Source organism: Blautia intestinalis (assembly GCF_014297355.1).
In the GTDB taxonomy this organism is placed as follows: Bacteria; Bacillota; Clostridia; order Lachnospirales; family Lachnospiraceae; genus Blautia_A; species Blautia_A intestinalis.
In genome coordinates, this window is sequence record NZ_JACOQE010000003.1 from 157,629 (window position 1) to 181,397 (window position 23,769).

Here is a 23,769-nt window from a genome sequence, read left to right on the forward strand (position 1 = left end):
ACAAACGAGGTAATCTAAAATGAAACGAGTGATCACTTATGGAACTTTTGATCTGCTCCACTATGGGCATATCAACTTGCTGCGGAGAGCCAGACAGCTGGGAGATTATCTGATCGTAGGACTTTCCACAGATGAGTTCAACTGGAATGAAAAACAGAAAAAATGTTATTTTTCCTATGAAAAACGCAAGCAGCTTCTGGAAGCAATCCGCTATGTTGATCTCGTTATTCCGGAAGAAAATTGGGAGCAGAAACGTACCGATGTAAAGGAATATCATGTGGATACGTTTGTGATGGGAGATGACTGGAAGGGCAAATTTGACTTTCTGAAAGAAGAGGGCTGCGAAGTTGTGTACCTTCCGAGAACACCGGAGATTTCCAGTTCCCAGATTAAAGAGGACCTTTACACGAAAGAGAACAAAAATGCTGTTTAATTCCTATATTTTTATATTTGTATTTTTACCGCTGACTCTTGGCGGATATTACGGGCTGCACCGACTGGGCAGCCCGGTTTTGGCTAAAATAGAACTGATACTGATGTCTTTCTGGTTTTATGGATATTTTAATCCAAGTTACCTTTGGATCATGTGCAGCAGTATTCTTGTAAATTATGTGTTGTCACAGCTTCTTCAGAAACAATGGGAGACTTCAGGGAAAAAACTTCAGATGTTGAAAAATGGTCTGTTATGCGTTGGACTGTTCTTTAATCTGGGGCTTATTTTTTATTTCAAATATTATGACTTCTTTGTGGAAAATCTGAATAAGGTCTTTTCGGCTGATTTTCAGCTTCGTCATGTGGTGCTCCCTCTTGGAATCAGTTTTTTTACATTCCAGCAGATATCGTATATGGTGGATTCGTGGCGCGGAGAGACGAAGGAATACAACTTTGTGGATTATGCACTGTTTGTGACCTTTTTTCCCCAGTTAATTGCGGGACCGATCGTGCTGCATAATGAAATTCTGCCGCAGTTTGAAGATAAAAAAAACTGGAAATTACAATGGGACAATCTGGCCCATGGAGCTTACATATTTGCTGCCGGGTTAGTCAAAAAGGTGGTTATCGCAGATACTTTGAGCAGGGCGGTTGCCTGGGGGTATGGACATCTCGGGCAAGATCTTACATCGGCAGAAGCAATTATCACAATGCTTGCCTATACGTTTCAGATTTATTTTGATTTCAGTGGATATTGTGATATGGCAACAGGACTCGGATATCTGTTCAATATTCATATTCCGATGAACTTTAATTCACCGTACAAGGCAACTTCTGTTGTGGATTTTTGGAAACGCTGGCATCTGACACTGACCAGATTCCTTCGTACATATGTGTATTTTCCGTTGGGCGGAAGTCGAAAAGGAGAAGTGAAGACATACCTCAATATTCTGGCAGTTTTCCTTGTGAGCGGACTCTGGCATGGGGCAAACTGGACGTTTATCTTCTGGGGATTTCTGCATGGAATAGGAAATGCGCTTACCCGTATGTTCCGAAAACAGTGGGGACATCTGCATACAGTGATTCAATGGGGCATTACGTTTCTGTTTGTAAATCTTACCTGGATATTTTTCCGTGCGGATTCCATTTCACAGGCAGTGAACTTTATCAGGCGTATATTCGGATTTCAGAGCTTCGGCGTAAGAGATGGACTTTTGAATACATTTGGTTTAAAAGAATTGAAGTTCATATACTGTCATATACCGATATTAAACAGATTGATTGCTTCGGTGCATGGATTTGATATGCTGATTTTGCTTACAGCATCTCTTGTTTTGTGCCTTGCGTTCAAAAATAATCAGGAAATGGAACTTAAACCAGATACGAAAAAGGCGGTTTTTACTGTGCTATGTCTGATCTGGGGAATTTTTTCTTTGTCCGGTGTTTCGGAATTCCTTTATTTTAATTTTTAGGAGGCATTATGAACAGTCGCAGATTTGTAAAAACAGTTCTTGCAGGAACTGTAACACTTCTGGTCATAGCCGGCGGGCTGACCGCTCTGATCGATCCGTTTTTTCATTTTCATAAGCCGCTTAAGAATCTGGAATACCCGTTAAACAGAGGAAGTGAGCGTTACCTGAATGACGGAATTATAAGGCATTTTGATTATGATGCAGCAATTGCGGGGACGTCCATGATGCAGAACTTTAAAACATCACAGTTTGATGAGCTGTTTGGGACAAAATCAATCAAGGTGACTTTGACAGGAGAAAACTACTGGTCAATTGATCAGGAAGTACGCAAAATTTTTGATGTGAATCCTGATGTAAAATATATTTTTCGTTGTCTGGATTACAATATGGTACTGAAAAATAAGACGGATTATAATTACGACAATGTTCCGACATATTTGTATGATGACAATCCATTCAATGATGTGCAGTATATTTTTAATAAAGATGTTTTACTGGATGACACACTGGAAGTTATTAAATATAATCTGCAAGGCGGAAAGTCTACAGATATGGATACATACAGCGAATGGGGCTCTTTGTATCCGTCCGGCAGAAAAGCTGTACTCAGTAATTACAGGATACCCCAAAAGAAAGCAGAAGTGCAGAAAGAATTTTCAGAGAAAGACGCGCAGAATGTACGCAAAAACGTTGAAGAAAATGTTCTCGATATGGTGAAGGCGCATCCTGATACGACGTTCTATTTTTATACTCCGCCTTACAGTGTTGTCTGGTGGTATGCCAGACAGTGTTCCGGAAATCTTCTGCGTTACTTTGAGGCTGAAAAACTGCAGGCGGAGATGCTTCTTAAGTATGATAATGTAAAATTATATTCCTTTGCAGATATGTTTGATCTGACACAGAATCTTGACAACTATAAAGATGACAAGCACTATAATGCAGAAATCAGTGAGAAAATCATTGACTGGATCTACGAGGGAACCGGTTTGATCACAAAAGAAAATTATGAGGAACGGATCAATAAAATGGAAGATTTTTATCTGAATCAGGTTTCGGAGAGCTCTTTCAGCGAATGAAACTGATAGTCCATATCTTCCCATTTTGTGAGCAGTTCATCGAGAATCTGCCCGTTGGTAGTCGAAGTATTATGGAGAAGTACAATGGCACCGGGATGGATACGGCTCAGCAGCTTTTGAAAGGCTTCGTCTTTTGAAGGCTGCTGATTTTGTATCCAGTCTACATAGGCAAGACTCCAGAAAAAAGTAGAATATCCGAGGTCTTTTGCCATTTTAAGATTAGAGGTACTGTAGACTCCCTGTGGTGGTCGGTAAAATTTTGTCATTTTTTCACCGGTGACAGATTCGTATAATTCTTCTACACCATTTAACTGTTTTCGAAAGGCGTCGAGGGAGGAAATTCCGGACATATCGGGATGTGTCATGGTATGATTTCCGACGATATGCCCTTCCGAAACAATACGCTTGATAAGATCAGGATTATCTGAAATAAAATTTCCGACGACAAAAAAAACGGCAGGTGCCTGATGTTTTTTCAGGGCATCGAGTATAAGTGGTGTATTTCCGTTTTCGTATCCGCAGTCAAATGTGAGATAAATTTTTTTATCATTGGTATCGTCGGCATAATAAGCATTGTACGGGCGAAGTTCTTCGATGGAAGCATTTCCGACAGGACGCTCGCCTTCGGTCTGAAAACTGAGCCCCCAGCTGTCCGATTCAGAACTGACAGAAGCAGGAATGGCGTCACGGAGGCCTGCATGCAGCTTTCCGAGCTGTGCGCCGAGGATAAACATGCCGCTGAAAAGAAAGAAAAGTTTTGGTATAAACAGGTAACGTTGGATGGATTTCATGGTACCTCACAGAAAACTCTTTTTAAAAATATATGCAGAAACGCAAAAAAAAAATAGAGCCATCAGATTTTTATTTTCTGGTGGCTCTTTTAAAATTCATTATCCAATGGATCTTACCTCCTGTATTTGTTTAAAACATCTGGAATTAAAAATTTGCGTTCTTGGTGGTCCGTACCTCTCTTTCATAAAATATAAAGGAAATTCATTTCGTTTCTGGTGGTCTGTACCTCTCTTTCCTGAATTATGGGAAATCACTTATGTTTTCGGTGGTTTCACGCTCCTTTTATTTATTTTGTACATCCTTTTGTTTTATGAGCTAACTATAACAGATAAAAAGAAATATGTCAAGAAGAAAATAGATAAAATTTAAAATAATTATATATAATCCGTCAAAATAAAAAAGAACGCAAAATAGACTGAAAATATCGGCGCAAACATTTGCATAGAAACAGATGGGCAGGGAAAAATAATATGGAAAAATACTATCAAACAAATCTAAAGGAGGTAAAAACATGTTTCGATATCTTCCGGTACGAAGAATTTTTGCAAGACAGGTTCTGGACTCCAGAGGAAATCCTACCGTGGAAGTGGAAGCTACAGTGGGAGAAGGCGTTGTAGGAACGGAAGGGTATACGGCAATTGCCAGTGTACCGTCCGGTGCATCTACAGGAAAATTTGAAGCTGTAGAGTTGCGTGACGGCAAAAAAGGATATTATACAGGCTTAAGTGTCGAAAATGCAGTGGAAAATGTCAATACAAAACTGGCAGAGGCAATTGTAGGGGAAAATGCACTTGATCAGAAAAGAATTGATGAAATTCTGATTCGTACAGATGGTACAGATAACAAAAGCAGTGTCGGAGCCAATGCTACACTTGGTGTTTCCATGGCGGTGGCAAGGGCAGCGGCGATGGCACTGAGAATTCCGCTTTATCAGTATCTGGGAGGATGTCATGCAAGCAGACTCCCGGTACCTATGATGAATATCCTGAACGGGGGAAGGCATGCCGACAACACGGTTGACCTTCAGGAGTTTATGATCATGCCGGTTGGCTCACCGGATTTTCGTGAGGGGATCCGGATGTGTGTGGAAATTTATCAGTTTCTTCGAATCCTTCTGAAAGAACGAAATCTTTCTACGGCTGTCGGAGATGAAGGCGGTTTTGCACCGGATCTTAAAGATGCCCGTGCTGTTCTGGAACTTATGACAGACGCAATACAGAAAGCAGGATACAAACCGGGAGAAGACGTGAAGATTGCGATTGATGCAGCGGCAAGTGAACTGTATGATGAGGAAAAAGGATGTTATTATTTCCCGGGAGAGAGCAGACAGAAAGGTAAAGAAATCCTTCGCGATACAAAAGAGATGATTGCATATTATGAGGACCTTCTGGATGAGTTTCCGATCATTTCCATCGAAGACGGTCTGCAGGAAGATGACTGGGAGGGATGGAAACAAATGACAGAAACACTCGGCGGGCGCGTGCAGCTTGTCGGAGATGATCTGTTTGTGACAAATATTAAGAGACTCAAATGTGGGATCCGGCTTCAGACAGCGAATGCCATTTTGATCAAGATGAATCAGATCGGAACTTTAAGTGAAGCGATGGATGCAGTCGAAATGGCCCAAAAAGCCGGATATCGGGCGGTTGTGTCACATCGTTCCGGTGAAACGGAGGATTCGTTTATCGCAGATCTGGCGGTTGCAGTCGGTGCAGGGCAGATCAAAACGGGGGCGCCATGCCGTTCTGACCGTACTTCGAAATATAATCAGCTTCTTCGAATCTGTGACACACTGGAAAATACAGCGGTTTACGAAAATCCATTTGTGGGTGAAAATGAGAATTATCAAAAGGAGAATTAATTAAAATAGTTGAAATCAGAATGTTGTTATGTTACAATATCTTCTAGTTGATTAGGAGGTGTAACTGAAATGCAGATTTTGAGAACTATTCTTACTGTAATTTTTGCCATAGATTGTATTGCTCTTACTGTTGTTGTTCTTATGCAGGAAGGTAAGCAGCAGGGACTTGGCGGCGCGATTTCCGGTGCAGCAGATTCCTATTGGGGAAAGAACAAAGGTCGTTCTATGGAGGGTGGTCTTGTTAGGGCTACCACGATTATGGCAGTGTTATTTTTTGTACTGGCAGCAGTTTTGAATATGAATTTTTAAGAATTGTCAGAAGAAAACACTCTTGTATGATCACAAGAGTGCTTTTTTTTCTCAAAACAAAGGAGTTTAAGTGAGCAGAAAGAAAGTTCAGGAAAAGAAGAAGTTTTCCGGAAAAAAGAAATTTGTAAAGGCTAAGGCAGTAAAACAAAAGACTGTAAAACCGAAAAAAAGAGAGATCCGCGAATGGGAGAAGCAGGGGCTGATCCGTGAGGGAACCTTTATCGGAAACCAGAAGGGTTTTGGATTTGTAGAAGTTGAGGGTGAAGAAGAGGATATTTTTATTCCTGCAAATGCGACCGGGACAGCCATGCATCAGGATCATGTGCAGGTGCTGCTCGGGAAAGAGCCAAAGAAAGGCAAAAGGCAGGAAGGAACGGTTATTCGCATTCTGGAACGTGCCAATCAGGAAATAGTCGGGACATTCCAGCGAGAACGTGATTATGGTTTTATTCTCTGTGATAATCAGAAATTTTCGAAAGATGTGTATATTTCAGCCAAGAACAGCAAAGGGGTCCGCGACGGTGACAAGGTAGTTGCCGAGATCATAGATTACGGGGATGCTTCGCATAAGCCGGAAGGTCGTATTACAGAAAATCTCGGTAGCATCAATGCACCTGGGACAGATATTCTTGCCATTGTCAAAAGCTATAAGATTCCATCTGAATTTCCGATAAAGGTGATCAATCAGGCAATGCGTGTGCCTGATCATGTGCAGGAAGCCGACCGGGATGGTCGTCTGGATCTTACGGTACTTCGTACGGTAACAATTGACGGTGAAGATGCAAAGGATCTGGATGATGCGGTGTCTCTGACAAAAGAGAACGGAATCTATCATCTGGGAGTTCATATTGCAGATGTCAGTAATTATGTACAGGGCGGAAGTGCGCTGGATAAAGAAGCACTGAAACGTGGAACAAGTGTTTATCTTGCAGATCGGGTGGTACCGATGTTGCCGGAGCGACTTTCAAATGGCATTTGTTCGCTGAATCAGGGAGAAGACCGGCTGACACTCAGCTGCCTGATGGATATTGATGAGTCCGGCTGTATCATACATCATCAGATTGCAGAAACGATCATTCGTGTAGACCGCCGCATGAGTTACAATCAGGTGAGAATGATTCTTGAAGACGGAGATACAAAAACCAGCCGGGAATACCAGGAATTTTTACCGATGTTTTTCCTGATGAAAGAACTTTCTGCTCTTCTGAGAAGTAAGAGACATAATCGTGGTTCGATTGATTTTGATTTCCCGGAGAGCAAGATCATATTAAACGGTGCCGGAAGGGCAATCGATGTACAGCCTTATGAACATAACGTTGCGACAGATATTATAGAAGATTTTATGCTGATGGCAAACGAGACGGTCGCAAAAGAGTATTGTAAGGGCGAATATCCATTTGTATATCGTACACATGAAAATCCGGATCCTGAAAGAGTGGAGTCTCTTCTGACACTACTGCGTCATCAGGGAATTCAGGTACAAAAAGCAGGAGAAGAAATTTCACCGAAAGAGATTCAGGAAATACTGGAGAAGATACAGGGGATTCCGAATGAGGCAATGCTCAGCCGTCTGATACTCCGTACAATGAAACAGGCGAAATATACGACAGAGTGCAGCGGGCATTTCGGACTGGCTGCAAAATATTACTGCCATTTCACGTCTCCGATTCGCAGATATCCGGATTTACAGATTCACCGTATCATTCGTGATAATATAAGAGGAAGGTTACAGCGGGAAGGCAAGACCGAACATTACCGGGAAATTCTGGAAAGTGTTGCGGAACAGTCCAGTATATGTGAGCGCAGGGCGCAGGAAGCAGAGCGCGAGTCTGAACGTCTTAAGAAAGCTGAGTATATGTCATATCATCTGGGGGAAGAGTTTGATGGGATTATCTCCGGAGTGACTGCATACGGACTTTACGTGGAACTGCACAATACGGTCGAAGGACTTGTACATATCAGTACATTGTCTGACGATTACTATACATTTGATGAAGAAAATTATGAACTGAGCGGAGAACTCACAAAGAAAATATATCATCTGGGACAAAAAGTGCGAGTGCGTGTGACTGATGCAGATGCGCTCAGCAGGACGGTAGATTTTACAATTGTTGAATGATTGAAGGAGGGAGGTGTGGCTCGTGGCAAAAAAAGCAGGAATGAAGCTGATAGCCAACAACAAAAAAGCATTTCATGATTATTTTATTGAAGATACTTATGAGGCAGGAATCGCACTTGCAGGTACCGAAGTAAAATCACTTCGTGCCGGAAAATGCAGTATTAAAGAATCCTTTATCCGTGTAGAAAAGGGTGAGGTATATATATATGGTATGCATATCAGCCCGTATGAGAAAGGCAACATCTTTAATAAAGACCCGATGCGTGTAAGAAAATTGCTTCTTCACAGACATGAAATTAACAAGATCGAAGGCAGTCTTCAGGAAAAAGGTCTGACACTTGTACCGCTGAAAGTCTATTTCAAAAACAGTCTTGTCAAGCTTGAGATAGGTGTGGCACGAGGCAAAAAGCTCTACGACAAACGTCAGGATATTGCGAAGAAAGATCAGCGCAGAGAGGCGGAGAGAGAGTTTAAAGTAAAGAATCTATAACTCTAAAAAATGTGTGAATTGCTGTACATTCAGTTGACAAGATTCGGATACTCTGTATAATTGTATTAAAAGATGATGTTATATAACTATTCCATATTCAGAATAGGAGGAATATATATGTTTAAGAAAAAATATCTTGCAGTTGCCGGATTGATGGCTCTTGCGGTTGTGATTTCCGGTTGCGGAAAGAAGAATTCAGGAGACTCCGTAGTGCAGGCAACTCCAACACCGACGCAGGAGACAGCAGTGACGGCTACCCCTACACCGGAGCTGATAAATATGGAAGAAACTGTTGAGAAGAATGTGATGGGAGAGAAGACTTCCACTGCATCGAAGGTCACGATTGTAAATAAGACCGGGTCAGAAGTGGCTGCTATTTATGTCCGAGAAACTCCTTCAGATGATTCAGAAGATGATGAATGGGGCGATGACCTGGTAAATGGTATGTTTACCCTTAAAAACAGCGAAAATGCAGTTTACTACTATGAGAAGGGAAACTCTTCTGCAACATACGATATCCGTATTACGTATTCTGATGAAGAAAAAAATGAGTGCTTTTTCCGTAAACTGCCATTGACAACGATGAAGCAGATCACGCTTCGTATGGATGGAAGCGGAGAGGATTCGATCCCTTACGCGACTTATCTGACAGCAAGCAGCACGAAAGAAGTTTCTACATTAAGTGATGTCAAGAAACGACTTGGTCTGTCAACTGATGATTCAGACAGTGATTCTTCTGCAACACCGACACCGACAGATTCGGACAAATCTGATTCTAACAATTCTTCGGATTCTGACGGTAATAATGCAAGTCCGACGAGTACACCATCTGCAGATAATAACTCGGGTTCAGATGGTGACAATACAGATCCGACGAACTCCACGATTCAGACCGCAAAAGGATATATCGGCATGTCTATCGATGATCTGGAAAGCGCTGTTGGCTCTGCCCAGTCGTCAGAATATGATGAAGATGATACGGCAGGAACAACCGGATATTATTACTATCCAGATTTTACAGTAGCTACTTCTGTAGATGAGGCTGGAAATGAAATTGTAACAGGTATATGGTAAAGAATTCTGATTTTACCGGAACCGGATTACAGAAAGGATAAATTTATGAAAAGAATTTTACTCAAATTAAGCGGAGAAGCTCTTGCCGGAGCTGCCAAAAGAGGATTTGATGAGGAAACAGTCATTGCTGTTGCAAGACAGATCCGCACGATTGCAGAGGAAGGTACACAGGTAGGTATTGTAATCGGCGGCGGTAACTTCTGGAGAGGACGTACCAGCGAGACGATCAACCGCAACAAAGCGGATCAGATCGGAATGCTTGCTACGGTTATGAACTGTATTTATGTTTCTGATATCTGCAGATATCTCGGCCTTAAGACAGAAATTTTTACGCCATTTGTATGCGGCGCTTTTACCAGTCTTTATTCTAAAGATGCTGTAGAAGAAGCTTTTACAGAAGGTAAGATTCTCTTTTTTGCAGGCGGCACAGGACATCCGTATTTTTCTACAGATACAGCAACTGTACTCCGTGCAGTTGAAATTGAGGCTGAAGCAATTCTCCTTGCAAAAGCAGTAGATGGAATTTATGACAGCGATCCGAAGATTAACCCGAATGCAGTGAAGTATGATGAAATCTCTATCGAAGAAGTTGTAGACAAGAAACTGGCTGCAATGGATCTGACAGCATCCATTATGTGTCTGGAGCAGAAGATGCCGATGCTGGTGTTTGGGCTGGAAGAAAAAGACAGCATCGTAAATGCTGTACATGGCAAATTTACAGGTACAAAAGTAACTGTATAAATTAATAAAGAGAAGGTAATAAAAATTATAAGAGGGAGATTTTGACAAATGGATGAAAGAGTTCAGAAATATGAGCAGAAAATGACAAAGACATTAAATGGCTTTGAGGAGGAGCTTACAACGATCCGTGCAGGTCGTGCGAATCCGCATATCCTTGATAAAATTACAGTAGATTATTATGGGAGCCCGACACCGCTTCAGCAGGTAGCAAATATTACTGTTCCGGAAGCTCGTATGATCCAGATTCAGCCTTGGGAATCAAGTCTGATCAAGAGCATCGAAAAAGCAATCCTTACATCAGATCTCGGCCTGAATCCAAGCAATGACGGAAAGCTTATCCGTCTGGTTCTGCCGGAACTTACTGAAGAACGCCGTAAAGAACTTGTAAAGGACGTTAAGAAAAAAGGTGAGGCAGCTAAGGTCGCAGTAAGAAACATCCGTCGTGATGCAAACGATGCATTCAAAAAACTGACTAAACAGGACGTATCCGAAGATGAAATCAAAGATCTGGAAGATTCTGTACAGAAACTTACAGATAAGTTTATCAAAAAGATTGACGCAGCAGTAGATACAAAAGCGAAAGAAATTCTGACTGTATAATCACACAGACAGAAAGAGGAGGGAGAGCCGCATTAAGGCTCTCTTTCTGTTGAAATACAGGAATCTTGTCGAAAATAAAAGGAGAACATATGAAAGTACCGAATCATATTGCGATTATTCTTGACGGCAACGGCAGATGGGCAAAAGCCAAGGGGATGCCGAGAGGATATGGACATATTAAAGGCTGTGCCAACCTTGAAGACATTTGTGATGACATCAAAGATCTTGGAGTAAAGTATCTGACGGTTTATGCTTTTTCCACAGAAAACTGGAAACGTTCCAGAGAAGAAGTTGAGGGACTGATGAAACTGTTTCGCAGCTATCTTAAGAAATGTATGAAGAGTGCAGAGAAAAACCATATGCGTGTAAAGATTATTGGGGATCCTTCTGCATTTGCACCGGATATTCAGGACAAAATCCGCGAGTTGGAAGAGTTCTCGAAAGATTATGATGAACTGTACTTTCAGATTGCATTAAACTATGGCAGCAGGGATGAAATCATTCGTGGAGTTCGCAAACTGGCGCAGGATGTTGCTGATGGCAAGTGTGATCCGGCAGAGATAGATGAACCTTTTTTTGAAAGTTATCTGGATACAGCCGGAGTTCCGGACCCTGATCTTCTGATTCGTACAAGTGGGGAGCAGAGACTGTCTAATTTCCTGATGTGGCAGCTTGCGTATACGGAGTTCTACTTTACAGATGTGCCGTGGCCGGATTTTCATAAAGAAGATCTGATTAAAGCAATCGAAAAATACAATAGCAGAGATCGTCGCTTTGGAGGCGTGAAAGGGGAATAATTATGTTTAAAACACGACTCATAAGTGGAATTTTACTTGTGATTGCAGCACTGCTTACGATCATAAGTGGTGGTTATGTGCTTTTTTTCACATTGTTATGTATTTCGCTGATCGGAATGCAGGAACTTTATAAGGCAATGGGAGTACATGGAGAGAGTACTGGATTATTGGAAATTATTGGATATCTGGGAGCAATCCTTTATTATGTCAGTCTGCTTTTGGGATTTGAAAGCTATGGTTTGATGACTGTTCTGGTATCTCTGATTTTGCTCATGTTTGTTTATGTGTTTACATATCCGAAATATAATGCACATCAGATAATGTCTGCGTTTTTCGGTGTGGTTTATGTGGCAGTAATGTTGTCTTTTATTTTTCTGACCAGAAATCTTCCGGAGGGTAAATTTATTGTCTGGCTGATTTTCCTTTGCTCATGGGGATGCGATACCTGTGCGTATTGTGTGGGAATGCTCATTGGTAAGCATAAGATGGCACCGGTACTCAGTCCGAAGAAATCTGTAGAAGGCGGCATCGGTGGAGTTGTCGGAGCTGCACTTCTGGGAGCAATCTATGCTGCTGCGATAAAGGGACCGATGGTGGAATATGCAGTAATTTGCGGCATCGGTGCATTGATTTCCATGGTTGGGGATCTTGCAGCGTCCGCAATCAAGAGAAACCAGGGAATCAAAGACTATGGTAAACTGATACCGGGACATGGCGGCATTCTGGATCGTTTTGACAGTGTGATCTTTACAGCGCCGGTCATTTACTATCTCGCCAAAATTATTCTTGGTATCTGATGTTGCAAAAGGAGAAAAGCATGAAAAAAATTGCGATTTTAGGATCTACGGGCTCGATCGGAACACAGACGCTGGATGTAGTCCGGGCCAATGGAGATATCGAAGTGCTGGGCATCAGTGCCGGAAGAAACATCCGGAAACTGGAAGAACAGGTTCGGGAGTTTTCACCACGTCTTGTTGCTGTATGGGACGAAAACGCAGCGAAAGATCTTGCGGATAAGATTAAAGATACAGATACAAAAGTTGTTTCCGGAATGGACGGGCTTTTGGAACTGGCTGCTATGCCGGAGACAGAAATTCTTGTTACAGCAATTGTGGGTATGCTTGGAATTCGTCCGACGATCGAAGCCATCCGTGCAGGTAAGGACATCGCGCTTGCAAATAAAGAGACACTTGTGACAGCCGGTCATTTGATTATGCCTATGGCAAAAGAATATGGTGTGCAGATTCTGCCTGTGGACAGTGAGCACAGTGCGATCTTTCAGTCGTTGAATGGAGAACACCGTTCGGAGATACATAAACTGCTGATCACTGCATCGGGAGGACCTTTCCGTGGAAGAAAGCGTAAAGATTTGGAAACAGTTACGCTTGCTGATACTCTGAAACATCCAAACTGGGTGATGGGACAGAAGATTACCGTAGATTCTGCGACACTGGTCAATAAAGGTCTGGAAGTTATGGAAGCAAGGTGGCTGTTTGATGTGGACCTGAATCATATTCAGGTAGTTGTCCAGCCGCAGAGTGTGATTCACTCCATGGTAGAATTTAAGGATGGAGGAATTATTGCGCAGCTTGGAACTCCGGATATGCGTCTGCCAATACAGTATGCGTTATATTATCCGCACAGAAGATACCTCGGAGGAGACCGTCTGGATTTTGCTTCACTTAAACAGATTACATTTGAAGAACCGGATATGGAGACGTTTCTGGGACTTCCGATGGCAATGCAGGCATCCAGAGCAGGTGGTTCGATGCCAACGGTCTTTAATGCGGCAAATGAACTGGCAGTAAGCAAATTCCTTCGTCAAAAGATCGGTTTTCTTGATATTTATGATATTATCGCACAGTCGATGGAGCAACATAAAGTGATTGAGAATCCGAATCTTGAAGAAATTCTTGCAGTAGAGAGTGAAACTTATCAATGGATCGAAAGCAGGTGGTAATTTGAAGATACTGATTGCTGTAATCATTTTCAGCGCAATCATTCTTTTTCATGAATTTGGACATTTTTTGTTTGCAAAATTAAATGGCATCGGGGTTACAGAGTTTTCTCTGGGGATGGGACCGAGACTTTTCAGTTTCCAGAAGGGGGAAACTCGTTATTCTCTGAAATTGCTTCCGATCGGTGGCTCCTGTGCAATGGTCGGTGAGGACACAGATGAGGAAGATCTCCCGGGTTCTTTTAATGCAGCGTCGGTAGGAGGACGAATCTCTGTTGTTGCGGCAGGCCCGGTGTTTAATTTTATTCTGGCATTTGTACTGGCAGTGATCATTGTAGGTTTTGTTGGTTATGATCCGGCAGAGGTCGTTGAAGTGGATAGCGGATCACCGGTAGCAGAGGCAGGCCTTGAAAAGGGTGATGTAATTACCGAATACAATGGTTATCATGTAGATCTGGCAAAAGATCTGTATGTTTATATGTATCTGAATGACCTTAAAGAAGGTGATACAGTCATAATGAAGGTGAAACATGACGGAGAGACCAGGACGATCACCTATACACCGGATGTTTCAGTACGGTATCTTCTTGGGTTTAACCGTTCGGATGCATCGTCCATGACGGTAGAGTCTCTGATTGATGGTATGCCGCTTCAGGAGGCAGGACTTCAGGCTGGAGATACGATCACGGCGATCAATGGTACGGAGATTGCGGATGGAGAAGCGTATGATGCATATCTGGAAGAGCATCCGTTGTCTAATGAGCCGGTAGAAATCACTTATGATCGCGACGGACTGGATTATACAGCTACGATTACACCGAGAGAGTACCGGACACCGCAGCTTGGATTTTCTTATAATCTGGGATATACAAAGACCTCCGGGCTGCAGGTGCTGAAATACGGAGCACTGGAGATTAAATATATGGTCAGAACGACCCTCCTCAGCCTGAAAGAACTGGTGACAGGACAGCTTGGATTCCAGAACTTAAGCGGCCCGGTAGGAGTTGTAGATGCTATCGGAACGACATATGAGCAGAGTAAGAGTGAAGGAGCACTGATGCTCTGGATGAATATGCTGAATATGGCAGTGCTTCTTTCTGCGAACCTTGGTGTAATGAATCTGCTTCCGCTTCCGGCACTTGACGGCGGCCGACTGGTATTTCTGGTCATTGAGGCAATCAGGAGAAAACCGGTCAACCGTGAAATCGAGGGCAGGATTCACTTGGCGGGGCTGATGCTTCTGATGGCACTGATGGTTGTTGTCATGTATAATGATATTTTGAAAATATTTTAAAATTGGATAAGCTGGTTAAAAAAGAGTGTGAATATTGTGGAATAGTTTCACACTCTTTTTCGAAATAAGAAAACGAATGATAGAATATTGAGAGAAAGGCAGGAGATAAAGTTGGATAAGACATTAAGCATTATTATACCTTGTTACAATGTGGAAAAATATATTGAGGAATGTCTGGAATCTGTATGCAATGATCGAGATGCCGATATAGAAGTGATCTGTGTGAATGACGGGTCGACGGATGGTACTTTAGATATACTTGAGCAGTGGAAACAAAAAGATGCCCGGGTTATTGTTATAAATCAGGAAAACAAAGGTGTTTCAGTGGCAAGGAATCAGGGTCTGCATATTGCGAAGGGAAAATTTATCTATTTTCTGGATAGTGACGATAAAGTAAAAGATGTTGCAATTCTGGAAAAGTGCTGCGAGAAAATGCAGGAAGATCAGTTAGACATATTGATAGGAGCTGGCAAAAGTTTTTTTGAAACAGAAGAGTTTTATAAGAAATATTCATATTATGAAAAAAGTTATCGAATAGAGCATGAGTATCCTCGTATAATGAAGGGAACAGAACTGATGGCTGAATTGCAGAGAAATGGAGAATGGGCAGTTCAACAGTCAACCAGAATTTACAGACGAAAGTTTTTGCAGGATAATAATGTTTACTATACAGAAGGACAGCTCCATGAAGATAATTATGTAACATTTATGTGTATGTATCTGACAGACAGAACAACCGCGGTTAAAGATGTTTTGTTTGAGAGAAGAATTCGTGAAAATTCAATCATGACACAGAAAGTAACACATAAAAATGTAGAAGGTTATCTTGTGAATTTTGTTCAGGATCTTTATCTTATTGCAGATTATAGGGATGTGAAATCACCGAATATGGATATGGGTTTTCCGCTGGATATTGCACGGAGGGATATAAAAAGAACCTATCGTCTGCTGGATGAGGAGGAAAAAAAGAGTTTAGAAGAGCGCTTGACAGAAGAACAGAAATTCTATTTTGATACACTTATTCGCAGGGAAATTGAGGCAGAAGACAGAATGGATGCCAAAAGCAAGTTTCTGGAGCGTGTGAACAGAGAAAATAAGGAAGTACGTCAGAAACAGGAAATCAGGATACTGAACTTAGAACAGCAGCTTACAAAGCTGGAAGCAGACAGGAAACAAGAGCAGGAGAGAAATGAAAAAATAAAAAAAGACCTCCAGAAAAAAATAAAAGAAACCAATAAAGATCTTAAAAAAGCGAATAAAAAGATTAAAGAGATGAAAGAATCTACTTCATGGAAGATTGGACGCGCGATAACCTGTCCGGTAAGAAAGTTGAAAACTATTTTAAGAAAGTTTTCCAATGGTGTTGCATAAACTATCCTGAGAGACCTTTGTCAGGAGAAATAAATGGATTTTTACAGAAAAGTTCGGGCGCAGCAGGAGCAGGTGGACGATGGAACGCTGAAAGTTAGTGTATTTACAGAAGATGGTACACGTCCGGTGGAAGATGCGCTGGTGCGAATATCTTACACGGGAGAGAGCGGACAGACGGTGGAGGAAGTGCGGACGGATTCATCAGGGCAGACACCTGTACTGGATCTGAAAACACCGCCGCTGGAGTACAGTATGGAGCCGGTAGAAGAACAGCCGTATGCGGAATATACGGTACAGGTAGAGGCGGAGGGGTTCGAAAATACAGAGATTGCCGGTACGCAGGTGCTTCCGGGAGTACAGGCGCAGCAGTCGGTAAAAATGGCATTTCGGGCAGAGACATCGTTTGAACGGCTTGTGATCGGACCACATACACTGTTTGCAGAATATCCGCCAAAGATCGAGGAGGCAGAGATCAAACCGATTGATGAGAGCGGGGAAATTGTTCTCAGCAGAGTGGTAATACCGGAATACATTGTTGTACATGACGGTTCGGTAAATGATACGACAGCACCGAACTATTACGAACGGTATCGAGACTATATAAAAAATGTTGCGAGCAGTGAAATCTATGCGACCTGGCCGGATGATACGATCCGTGCAAATATCCTTGCAATCATGTCTTTTACATTGAACCGTGTTTATACGGAATGGTATCGGAATAAGGGCAAAGATTTTACGATCACATCCTCCACAGCGTATGACCACAAGTGGATCCGGGGAAGAAATGTATTTGACAGTATTTCCCGAATTACGGATGAACTTTTTGAAAATTATCTCTCCAGGCCGGATGTGCGCCAGCCGATTCTTACACAGTACTGTGACGGGCATCGGGTACAGTGCAGAAATCGTGGCTGGATGACACAGTGGGGCAGCAAGTCACTGGGAGATCAGGGATATTCACCGATTGAGATCCTCAGATATTTTTATGGAAATGACATGTATATCAATGTAGCAGAAGAAATTTCAGGTATTCCATCCTCATGGCCGGGATATGATCTGAATATCGGTGCGACAGGAGAAAAAGTGCTCCAGATTCAGGAACAGCTTAATGTGATCGCAGACGCTTATCCGGCAATTCCGAAAGTAAATGCGGATGGGATTTACGGGGAACAGACCAGCGCGTCCGTGCGTAAATTCCAGAATGTGTTCGGGCTTCCGGAAACGGGAATCACGGATTATCCGACATGGTATAAGATACAGGAAATCTATGTTGCGGTCAGCAGAATTGCGGAATTGAACTAAAAATACAAAAAAATAAAAAAATTTATAAAAAAGTGTTGACTTTATGTCATATCTCTGGTATTCTATCACTTGTCGCGAGGAAACAATCCTGCGAAACAGAATATGCGGAAGTGTCGGAACTGGCAGACGAGCAAGACTAAGGATCTTGTGAGCATTGCGCTCGTGTGGGTTCAAGTCCCATCTTCCGCATAATACAAAAAAGACGTTGACATTGTTCAGAACTTTTTGTATAATATCTGTTGTCGCGAATAAGTTATCCGTGAAATGCGATATGCGGAAGTGTCGGAACTGGCAGACGAGCAAGACTAAGGATCTTGTGAGCATTGCGCTCGTGTGGGTTCAAGTCCCATCTTCCGCATAAGAAGCCCTTGATTTTCAAGGGCTTTTTCTTTTGGCAAAACAGACGCCGGAGACTCTTTTTTGACGCGAAATCAGTTATTCAGATGTCGAAATATTTAATCTGAATGATTTTTTTGAAAAAAAGAGGAATTTGAGACTTTGTGCAGAATATAATTAATAAGAGGTATTTTGTCAGTCTATGGAGCCTGTGGAGGACATGCCTATGAATATTCGAGAAAACATGGAACAGAGAGAACTTGAGCTTCTCAGTCCCTATGCTGCACATAGCGGCCATTCACGGGGCAGAGAGCGGATAGAGGAAGAGTGTGATGTACGTACGGTTTATCAGAGAGACCGTGACCGGATATTGCATTGCAAGGCATTCCGGCGGATGAAAGATAAGACGCAGGTTTTTCTTGCACCGCAGGGAGATCATTACAGAAACCGCCTGACGCATACGCTGGAAGTTTCTCAGATTGCGCGTACGATTGCGAAGGCATTGCGATTGAACGAAGATCTGGTTGAGGCAATTGCGCTCGGACATGATCTGGGACATACACCTTTCGGACATGCAGGTGAACGGGCGCTGGATGAAATCCATCCGGGTGGTTTTACACATTATCAGCAGAGTATCAGGGTAGTCCAGATCCTCGAAAAAAGCGGTGAAGGTCTGAATCTTACATGGGAAGTAAGAGACGGAATCCTGAATCACAGGATCAGTGGCTCACCGACAACTCTGGAAGGTCAGGTTGTGCGTTTTTCTGACAAACTTGCATATATTCATCATGATATGGATGATGCACAGCGGGCAGGCGTTATCACGGAAGATGATATACCGGTCACGCTCCGGATGCTTCTGGGATACACGACGCGTGAGAGACTGAATACCTTTGTTCATGATATTATCGAAAACAGTCTTGAAAAAGATCATATAGAGATGTCTTCGGAGATTTATGAGGCACTTATGGATCTTCGTGGAATCATGTTTCAGAATGTATATACACATCCTGGAGCAAAAGAAGAAGAATTAAAAGCAATCAAAATGCTGAAAAAGCTTTATGTATATTATACAGAAAATCCGGAAGAGATGTCTGAGGAATACCGCCTTCTGATGAAGAGGGGAGAATCGAAAGCGCAGGTTGTGTGTGATTATCTGTCAGGTATGACGGACCAGTATTCCATGGCGAAATTCCGGAAGATCTTCATACCAAAGTCCTGGGAGGTCTATTAAATGGCAGAGGAGGATGAGTATGCGTTATTCGGACGATATCATTGAAGAAGTGCGACAGAAAAATGATATTGTAGATGTAGTATCGCAATACGTCAGATTAACAAGAAGGGGCAGTACATATTTTGGACTCTGTCCGTTTCATAATGAAAAGACTCCTTCGTTTTCTGTGACACCGGGCAAACAGATGTATTACTGTTTCGGATGTGGCGCAGGAGGAAATGTATACAATTTTATTATGGAATACGAGAATTATACATTCGGTGAAGCACTGAAACATCTGGCAGACAGAGCCGGAGTAGAGCTTCCGAAGATCGAGTATTCCAGAGAAGTCAGAGAGAAAGCAGAGCAAAGAGCGGAACTGCTTGAAATCAATAAGCAGGCTGCACAGTATTACTATTATCAGCTCCGTACCGAGGGCGGAAAGATCGGATATCAGTATCTTTCCGGCAGAGGGCTGAGCGAAGAAACAATGCGTAAGTTTGGACTTGGTTATTCTGATAAGTTTGGCGGCGGACTTTACAAATTCCTGAAATCAAAGGGATACAGTGATGAGAGACTTCGGGAATCCGGACTTTTTAATGTTGATGAACGCCATGGAATGTACGACAAGTTCTGGAATCGTGTGATTTTTCCAATTATGGATGTGAACAACCGTGTGATCGGTTTTGGCGGACGAGTGATGGGTGACGGCAAACCGAAATACCTGAACTCACCGGAAACCAAAATCTTTGATAAGAGCCGAAATCTTTACGGACTGAATATTGCAAGGACAACGAGGAAAAAGTATCTGATCCTCTGTGAAGGCTACATGGATGTGATCTCCATGCATCAGGCAGGATTTACGAATGCGGTGGCATCGCTCGGAACAGCGTTGACATCCGGTCATGCCAGCCTTCTGAAACGTTATACACAGGAAGTTCTTCTTCTGTATGACAGTGATGAGGCGGGAATCCGGGCGGCTCTTCGAGGAATTCCGATCCTTCGGGATGCCGGAGTCAACTCGAGAGTCGTGAATCTGAAACCATACAAAGACCCGGATGAATTTATCAAAAACATGGGAGCAGAAGCTTTCGAAGAACGTCTCAGACAGGCATCTGACAGTTTTATGTTCCGTGTGAGTATTGCAGAATCAGAATTTTCGATGGATGAGCCGCAGGGGCAGAATCGTTTCTTCGAACGGTGTGCAGAGCTGTTGCTCGAATTAAAAGATGAACTGGAACGTAACCTCTATATTGAGGCAATCGTTAAGAAATACAGGGGACAGTATGGTGTCAGTGTCGAGGATTTAAGAAAAAGGGTCAATACACTGGCACTGAAGGGAACTCCGGCGGAAAACAGAACACAGCCAAAGACCAGTGGCGGACAGAATAAAAAGAAAAAAGAATCCGCTTCGGATCAGGCACAGAAACTGATGCTGACATGGCTGGTTACTTATCCGGGAATTTTCGATAAAGTGGCACAGTATCTGAATGCAGAGGATTTTATCGTTCCGCTGTATAAGGAAGTGGCACAGATGCTGTTTCGTCAGAGAGAGGAAGAAGGTCAGGTCAATCCTGCCAAGCTTCTGAACAGCTTTACGGACAGTGAAGAGCAGCGGGAAGTCGCATCACTTTTTAATGCGACGATCCATCTGGAGACACAGCAGGAACAGGATCGGGCTTTTGCAGATACGCTTCTTCGTATCAAGGCAGAAAGCCTTGCAGAAAAAAACCGTAATCTGGATCCGACAGATATGGTGGGACTGCAGCAGATCCTCAAAGAGAAAAAAGAATTGGAAGAACTTGGACGAAAACGTCAGGAACTGCATATTTCTTTTGAATAAGGTTAAAATATAAACACTATATGGAGGGAATGAGCACCTATGGAAATGAATATGGGCAAATTCAGCGAGAAACTGGTAGAACTTCTGGAGCTTGCAAAAAAGAAGAAAAATGTACTGGAATATCAGGAAATCAGTGATTTCTTTAAAGATCAGCCGCTGGAAGTCGAGCAGATGGAAAAGGTTCTGGATTTTCTGGAAGCCAGTGGAGTGGATGTGCTTCGTATTTCAGGAAATGATGAAGAACTGATACTTGATGTGGACGACGATGCCGACATCGAAAAGATGGATGACGAGGAAGAAATCGAACTTGACAAGATTGATCTTTCTGTTCCGGAAGGTGTCAGCATTGAAGATCCGGTTCGTATGTATCTGAAAGAGATCGGTAAGGTAAGCCTTCTTACGGCAGACGAAGAAATTGAGCTTGCAAAACGTATGGAACAGGGTGATGAGGAGGCAAAGAAACGTCTGGCAGAGGCCAACCTCCGTCTGGTAGTCAGCATTGCCAAAAGATACGTAGGACGTGGTATGCTGTTCCTGGATCTGATTCAGGAAGGTAACCTTGGTCTGATTAAAGCCGTTGAGAAATTTGATTATCGTAAAGGTTACAAATTCAGTACCTATGCGACATGGTGGATTCGTCAGGCAATCACAAGAGCAATCGCCGATCAGGCGAGAACCATCCGTATTCCGGTTCATATGGTAGAGACGATCAACAAACTGATTCGTGTTTCCCGTCAGTTACTGCAGGAACTCGGACGTGAACCTACTCCGGAAGAAATCGCAGAAGAAATGAAGATGCCGGTAGAGCGTGTGCGTGAGATTCTCAAGATCTCTCAGGAACCGGTATCTCTGGAAACGCCTATCGGCGAAGAGGAAGACAGCCATCTTGGGGATTTCATTCAGGATGATAATGTACCGGTACCGGCAGATGCAGCTGCATTTACACTTCTGAAAGAGCAGCTGATAGAGGTACTGGGTACACTGACAGAGAGAGAACAGAAAGTACTGCGCCTTCGTTTTGGACTGGACGACGGACGTGCACGTACCCTGGAAGAAGTTGGAAAAGAATTTAACGTTACCAGAGAACGTATCCGTCAGATTGAGGCAAAAGCACTCCGTAAACTCCGCCATCCGAGCCGCAGCCGTAAACTTAAGGATTATCTGGATTGATGGCAGGCAAGGTGCAGCTGTCAGAGCGGTTGACAGCGATCGCGGAAATGGTAACAGAAGGAAACCGGCTGGTTGATGTGGGGTGTGATCATGGATATCTGCCGGTGTACCTGATGCTTCAGCATAAGATTCCTAGAGCAATTGCCACAGATGTGGGCAAAGGTCCTCTGGCAAGAGCGCAGGAACACATCGCACAGTATCATATGGAAGCATACATAGAAACGAGATTGTGCAACGGTTTGTCCGAAATCCGGCCAGGTGAGGGAGACACCCTTGTGATCGCGGGAATGGGCGGACCACTGATGGAGCGAATCTTAAGTGAAGGCAGACATGCATTGCCGGGATTTCAGGAGCTGATTCTGCAGCCACAGTCGGATATTCCCCACTTCAGACGTTTTGTTATGCAGAACGGTTATCAGATCATTCAGGAAGAGATGATTCTTGAAGACGGTAAGTTTTATCCGATCATGAAAGCGGTTCCGTATGAAGGAGAACGGCCTGCTGTATGGAGTCGAGCGGAAGAAATGTTTGGACGCCTGCTTCTTGAGAGAAAACATCCGGTACTGAAATTATATCTGGAGCGTGAACTACGCATCCGAAGTGAGATTTCGGCACAGCTGGAGTCGGCTTCCGGTGATGCAGTGAAGAAGCGCAGAATGGAAGTAGAGGAGGAAAAGCAGTTGATTCTGACTGCTTTAAAACGATATGAAAGTTAAAGAACTGACCGGCTGGCTGGATGGCAGATATCCGTCATCCGCAGCAGAGCACTGGGATAATGTAGGACTTCTGGTCGGAGATGATGAAGAAGAGGTCAGTCATGTATTTCTGGCGCTTGACCTTACGGAGTCGACACTTGCGCAGGCAATAGATGCCGGAGCGGATATGATCATTACTCATCATCCGATGATCTTTGAAGGACAGAAAAAAATCAATAATCATACATTTACAGGACGCAGGATTCTTTCTCTTATAAAGCATAATATTCAGTATTATGCAATGCATACTAACTATGACATACTTGGAATGGCTGAGCTGAGTGCAGATTATCTGCAGCTGACAGACAGAGAAGTTCTTTCCGTTACCGCGGAGACGCAGGATGGTCAGGATGGATTTGGCCGTGTAGGAGAGCTGCCTCGCAAGATGTCATTAAAAGAATGCGGAGAATTTGTTAAAAATGCATTGTCTTTAAATGATGTAAAGATTTACGGAGATCCGGATACACAGGTCGAAAAGGCTGCCATCTGTACCGGAAGCGGCAAGAGTATGATTTCGGATGTTCTTGCAAAGGGTGCGCAGGTTTATGTCACAGGAGACATTGATCATCATACAGGAATTGATGCGGTAGCACAGGGATTGACTATCGTAGATGCCGGTCATTACGGTACAGAATATATTTTTATGAAAGCGATGGAGAACGTTCTGAAAGAACAGTATCCGAATCTTCAGATCACATGTGCAAAGGTGCAGAGTCCGTATATGATATTATAATAAATAAAAGATGCCGTGAACAGGAGGTCTGT

The 23,769-nt window shown here is 43.0% G+C and carries 23 protein-coding genes and 2 tRNA genes; 24 read left to right on the forward strand and 1 reads right to left on the reverse strand.

Translation table 11 applies throughout. The features are described 5' to 3' along the window. Positions 1-19 precede the first annotated feature (19 nt). The 3 genes from tagD to H8Z79_RS07110 are packed head-to-tail and all read left to right on the forward strand — an operon-like array spanning position 20 to position 2,980. Positions 20-433, forward strand: coding sequence for a glycerol-3-phosphate cytidylyltransferase (tagD, locus tag H8Z79_RS07100; RefSeq protein WP_187002750.1), 414 nt, complete (start codon positions 20-22; stop codon positions 431-433). Continuing rightward, positions 423-1,904, forward strand: coding sequence for an MBOAT family O-acyltransferase (locus H8Z79_RS07105; RefSeq protein ID WP_118039557.1), 1,482 nt, complete (start codon positions 423-425; stop codon positions 1,902-1,904). The genes tagD and H8Z79_RS07105 overlap by 11 nt, the downstream gene beginning before the upstream one ends. Positions 1,905-1,912: 8 nt before the next feature. Continuing rightward, the gene (locus tag H8Z79_RS07110) at positions 1,913-2,980 is read left to right on the forward strand and encodes a hypothetical protein (RefSeq protein WP_118039556.1); all 1,068 of its coding nucleotides are present in this window, start codon (positions 1,913-1,915) and stop codon (positions 2,978-2,980) included. Here the strand turns inward: H8Z79_RS07110 and H8Z79_RS07115 are convergent. Further along, on the reverse strand, positions 2,950-3,771 hold the full coding sequence (locus tag H8Z79_RS07115; protein WP_118039555.1) for a polysaccharide deacetylase family protein: 822 nt from the start codon (positions 3,769-3,771) through the stop codon (positions 2,950-2,952). The two genes, H8Z79_RS07110 and H8Z79_RS07115, sit on opposite strands and share 31 nt — an antisense overlap. On the opposite strand from H8Z79_RS07115, the gene H8Z79_RS07120 reads away from it, so the two are divergent. The 21 genes from H8Z79_RS07120 (at position 3,761) to H8Z79_RS07220 (ending at position 23,737) form a co-directional block, all read left to right on the forward strand. Beyond that, positions 3,761-4,141, forward strand: a complete 381-nt coding sequence (locus tag H8Z79_RS07120) for a hypothetical protein (RefSeq protein WP_147348993.1) — start codon at positions 3,761-3,763, stop codon at positions 4,139-4,141. The genes H8Z79_RS07115 and H8Z79_RS07120 overlap by 11 nt on opposite strands. 142 nt (positions 4,142-4,283) lie before the next feature. Continuing rightward, positions 4,284-5,633, forward strand: a complete 1,350-nt coding sequence (eno, locus tag H8Z79_RS07125; protein ID WP_015543009.1) for a phosphopyruvate hydratase — start codon at positions 4,284-4,286, stop codon at positions 5,631-5,633. 69 nt (positions 5,634-5,702) lie between these two features. Next, the gene (gene secG / locus H8Z79_RS07130) at positions 5,703-5,942 is read left to right on the forward strand and encodes a preprotein translocase subunit SecG (protein WP_015543008.1); all 240 of its coding nucleotides are present in this window, start codon (positions 5,703-5,705) and stop codon (positions 5,940-5,942) included. A 70-nt stretch (positions 5,943-6,012) separates the two neighbouring features. Then, complete coding sequence (gene rnr / locus H8Z79_RS07135; RefSeq protein ID WP_118039553.1) at positions 6,013-8,061, forward strand: ribonuclease R; 2,049 nt, start codon at positions 6,013-6,015, stop codon at positions 8,059-8,061. A 40-nt stretch (positions 8,062-8,101) separates the two neighbouring features. Continuing rightward, on the forward strand, positions 8,102-8,551 hold the full coding sequence (smpB, locus tag H8Z79_RS07140; protein ID WP_182001926.1) for an SsrA-binding protein SmpB: 450 nt from the start codon (positions 8,102-8,104) through the stop codon (positions 8,549-8,551). A 117-nt stretch (positions 8,552-8,668) separates the two neighbouring features. Continuing rightward, entirely contained in the window at positions 8,669-9,625 is a 957-nt protein-coding gene (locus H8Z79_RS07145) for a hypothetical protein (protein WP_118039551.1), read from the forward strand. Between the two features lie 45 nt (positions 9,626-9,670). Further along, the gene (gene pyrH, locus H8Z79_RS07150) at positions 9,671-10,366 is read left to right on the forward strand and encodes a UMP kinase (protein ID WP_015543006.1); all 696 of its coding nucleotides are present in this window, start codon (positions 9,671-9,673) and stop codon (positions 10,364-10,366) included. A 48-nt stretch (positions 10,367-10,414) separates the two neighbouring features. Beyond that, positions 10,415-10,966 (forward strand): ribosome recycling factor, encoded by a 552-nt coding sequence (gene frr / locus H8Z79_RS07155; protein ID WP_015543005.1) that lies wholly within the window; start codon positions 10,415-10,417, stop codon positions 10,964-10,966. Between the two features lie 89 nt (positions 10,967-11,055). Further along, on the forward strand, positions 11,056-11,763 hold the full coding sequence (locus H8Z79_RS07160) for an isoprenyl transferase (protein WP_015543004.1): 708 nt from the start codon (positions 11,056-11,058) through the stop codon (positions 11,761-11,763). A gap of 2 nt (positions 11,764-11,765) precedes the next feature. Continuing rightward, positions 11,766-12,560: a phosphatidate cytidylyltransferase gene (locus H8Z79_RS07165; protein WP_015543003.1), complete on the forward strand. Its 795-nt coding sequence runs from the start codon at positions 11,766-11,768 to the stop codon at positions 12,558-12,560. A 20-nt stretch (positions 12,561-12,580) separates the two neighbouring features. Beyond that, positions 12,581-13,723, forward strand: a complete 1,143-nt coding sequence (gene dxr, locus H8Z79_RS07170; RefSeq protein ID WP_015543002.1) for a 1-deoxy-D-xylulose-5-phosphate reductoisomerase — start codon at positions 12,581-12,583, stop codon at positions 13,721-13,723. Between the two features lies 1 nt (position 13,724). Next, complete coding sequence (gene rseP, locus H8Z79_RS07175; RefSeq protein ID WP_118039550.1) at positions 13,725-15,014, forward strand: RIP metalloprotease RseP; 1,290 nt, start codon at positions 13,725-13,727, stop codon at positions 15,012-15,014. A 111-nt stretch (positions 15,015-15,125) separates the two neighbouring features. Next, the gene (locus H8Z79_RS07180; protein WP_182279225.1) at positions 15,126-16,385 is read left to right on the forward strand and encodes a glycosyltransferase; all 1,260 of its coding nucleotides are present in this window, start codon (positions 15,126-15,128) and stop codon (positions 16,383-16,385) included. 33 nt (positions 16,386-16,418) lie between these two features. Continuing rightward, the gene (locus H8Z79_RS07185; RefSeq protein WP_225876935.1) at positions 16,419-17,687 is read left to right on the forward strand and encodes a peptidoglycan-binding protein; all 1,269 of its coding nucleotides are present in this window, start codon (positions 16,419-16,421) and stop codon (positions 17,685-17,687) included. A gap of 104 nt (positions 17,688-17,791) precedes the next feature. Then, a tRNA-Leu gene (locus H8Z79_RS07190) sits at positions 17,792-17,876 on the forward strand. 84 nt (positions 17,877-17,960) lie between these two features. Then, positions 17,961-18,045 (forward strand) — tRNA-Leu (locus H8Z79_RS07195). Between the two features lie 204 nt (positions 18,046-18,249). Next, positions 18,250-19,257, forward strand: coding sequence for a deoxyguanosinetriphosphate triphosphohydrolase (locus H8Z79_RS07200; protein WP_117943086.1), 1,008 nt, complete (start codon positions 18,250-18,252; stop codon positions 19,255-19,257). 19 nt (positions 19,258-19,276) lie between these two features. Further along, positions 19,277-21,079, forward strand: a complete 1,803-nt coding sequence (dnaG, locus tag H8Z79_RS07205) for a DNA primase (protein WP_187002751.1) — start codon at positions 19,277-19,279, stop codon at positions 21,077-21,079. 39 nt (positions 21,080-21,118) lie between these two features. Further along, on the forward strand, positions 21,119-22,249 hold the full coding sequence (gene rpoD, locus H8Z79_RS07210) for an RNA polymerase sigma factor RpoD (protein ID WP_015542998.1): 1,131 nt from the start codon (positions 21,119-21,121) through the stop codon (positions 22,247-22,249). Beyond that, on the forward strand, positions 22,249-22,965 hold the full coding sequence (locus H8Z79_RS07215; RefSeq protein ID WP_187002752.1) for a tRNA (adenine(22)-N(1))-methyltransferase: 717 nt from the start codon (positions 22,249-22,251) through the stop codon (positions 22,963-22,965). The genes rpoD and H8Z79_RS07215 overlap by 1 nt, the downstream gene beginning before the upstream one ends. After that, on the forward strand, positions 22,955-23,737 hold the full coding sequence (locus tag H8Z79_RS07220; protein WP_187002753.1) for a Nif3-like dinuclear metal center hexameric protein: 783 nt from the start codon (positions 22,955-22,957) through the stop codon (positions 23,735-23,737). Before H8Z79_RS07215 ends, H8Z79_RS07220 begins: the two co-directional genes overlap by 11 nt. Positions 23,738-23,769 lie beyond the last annotated feature (32 nt).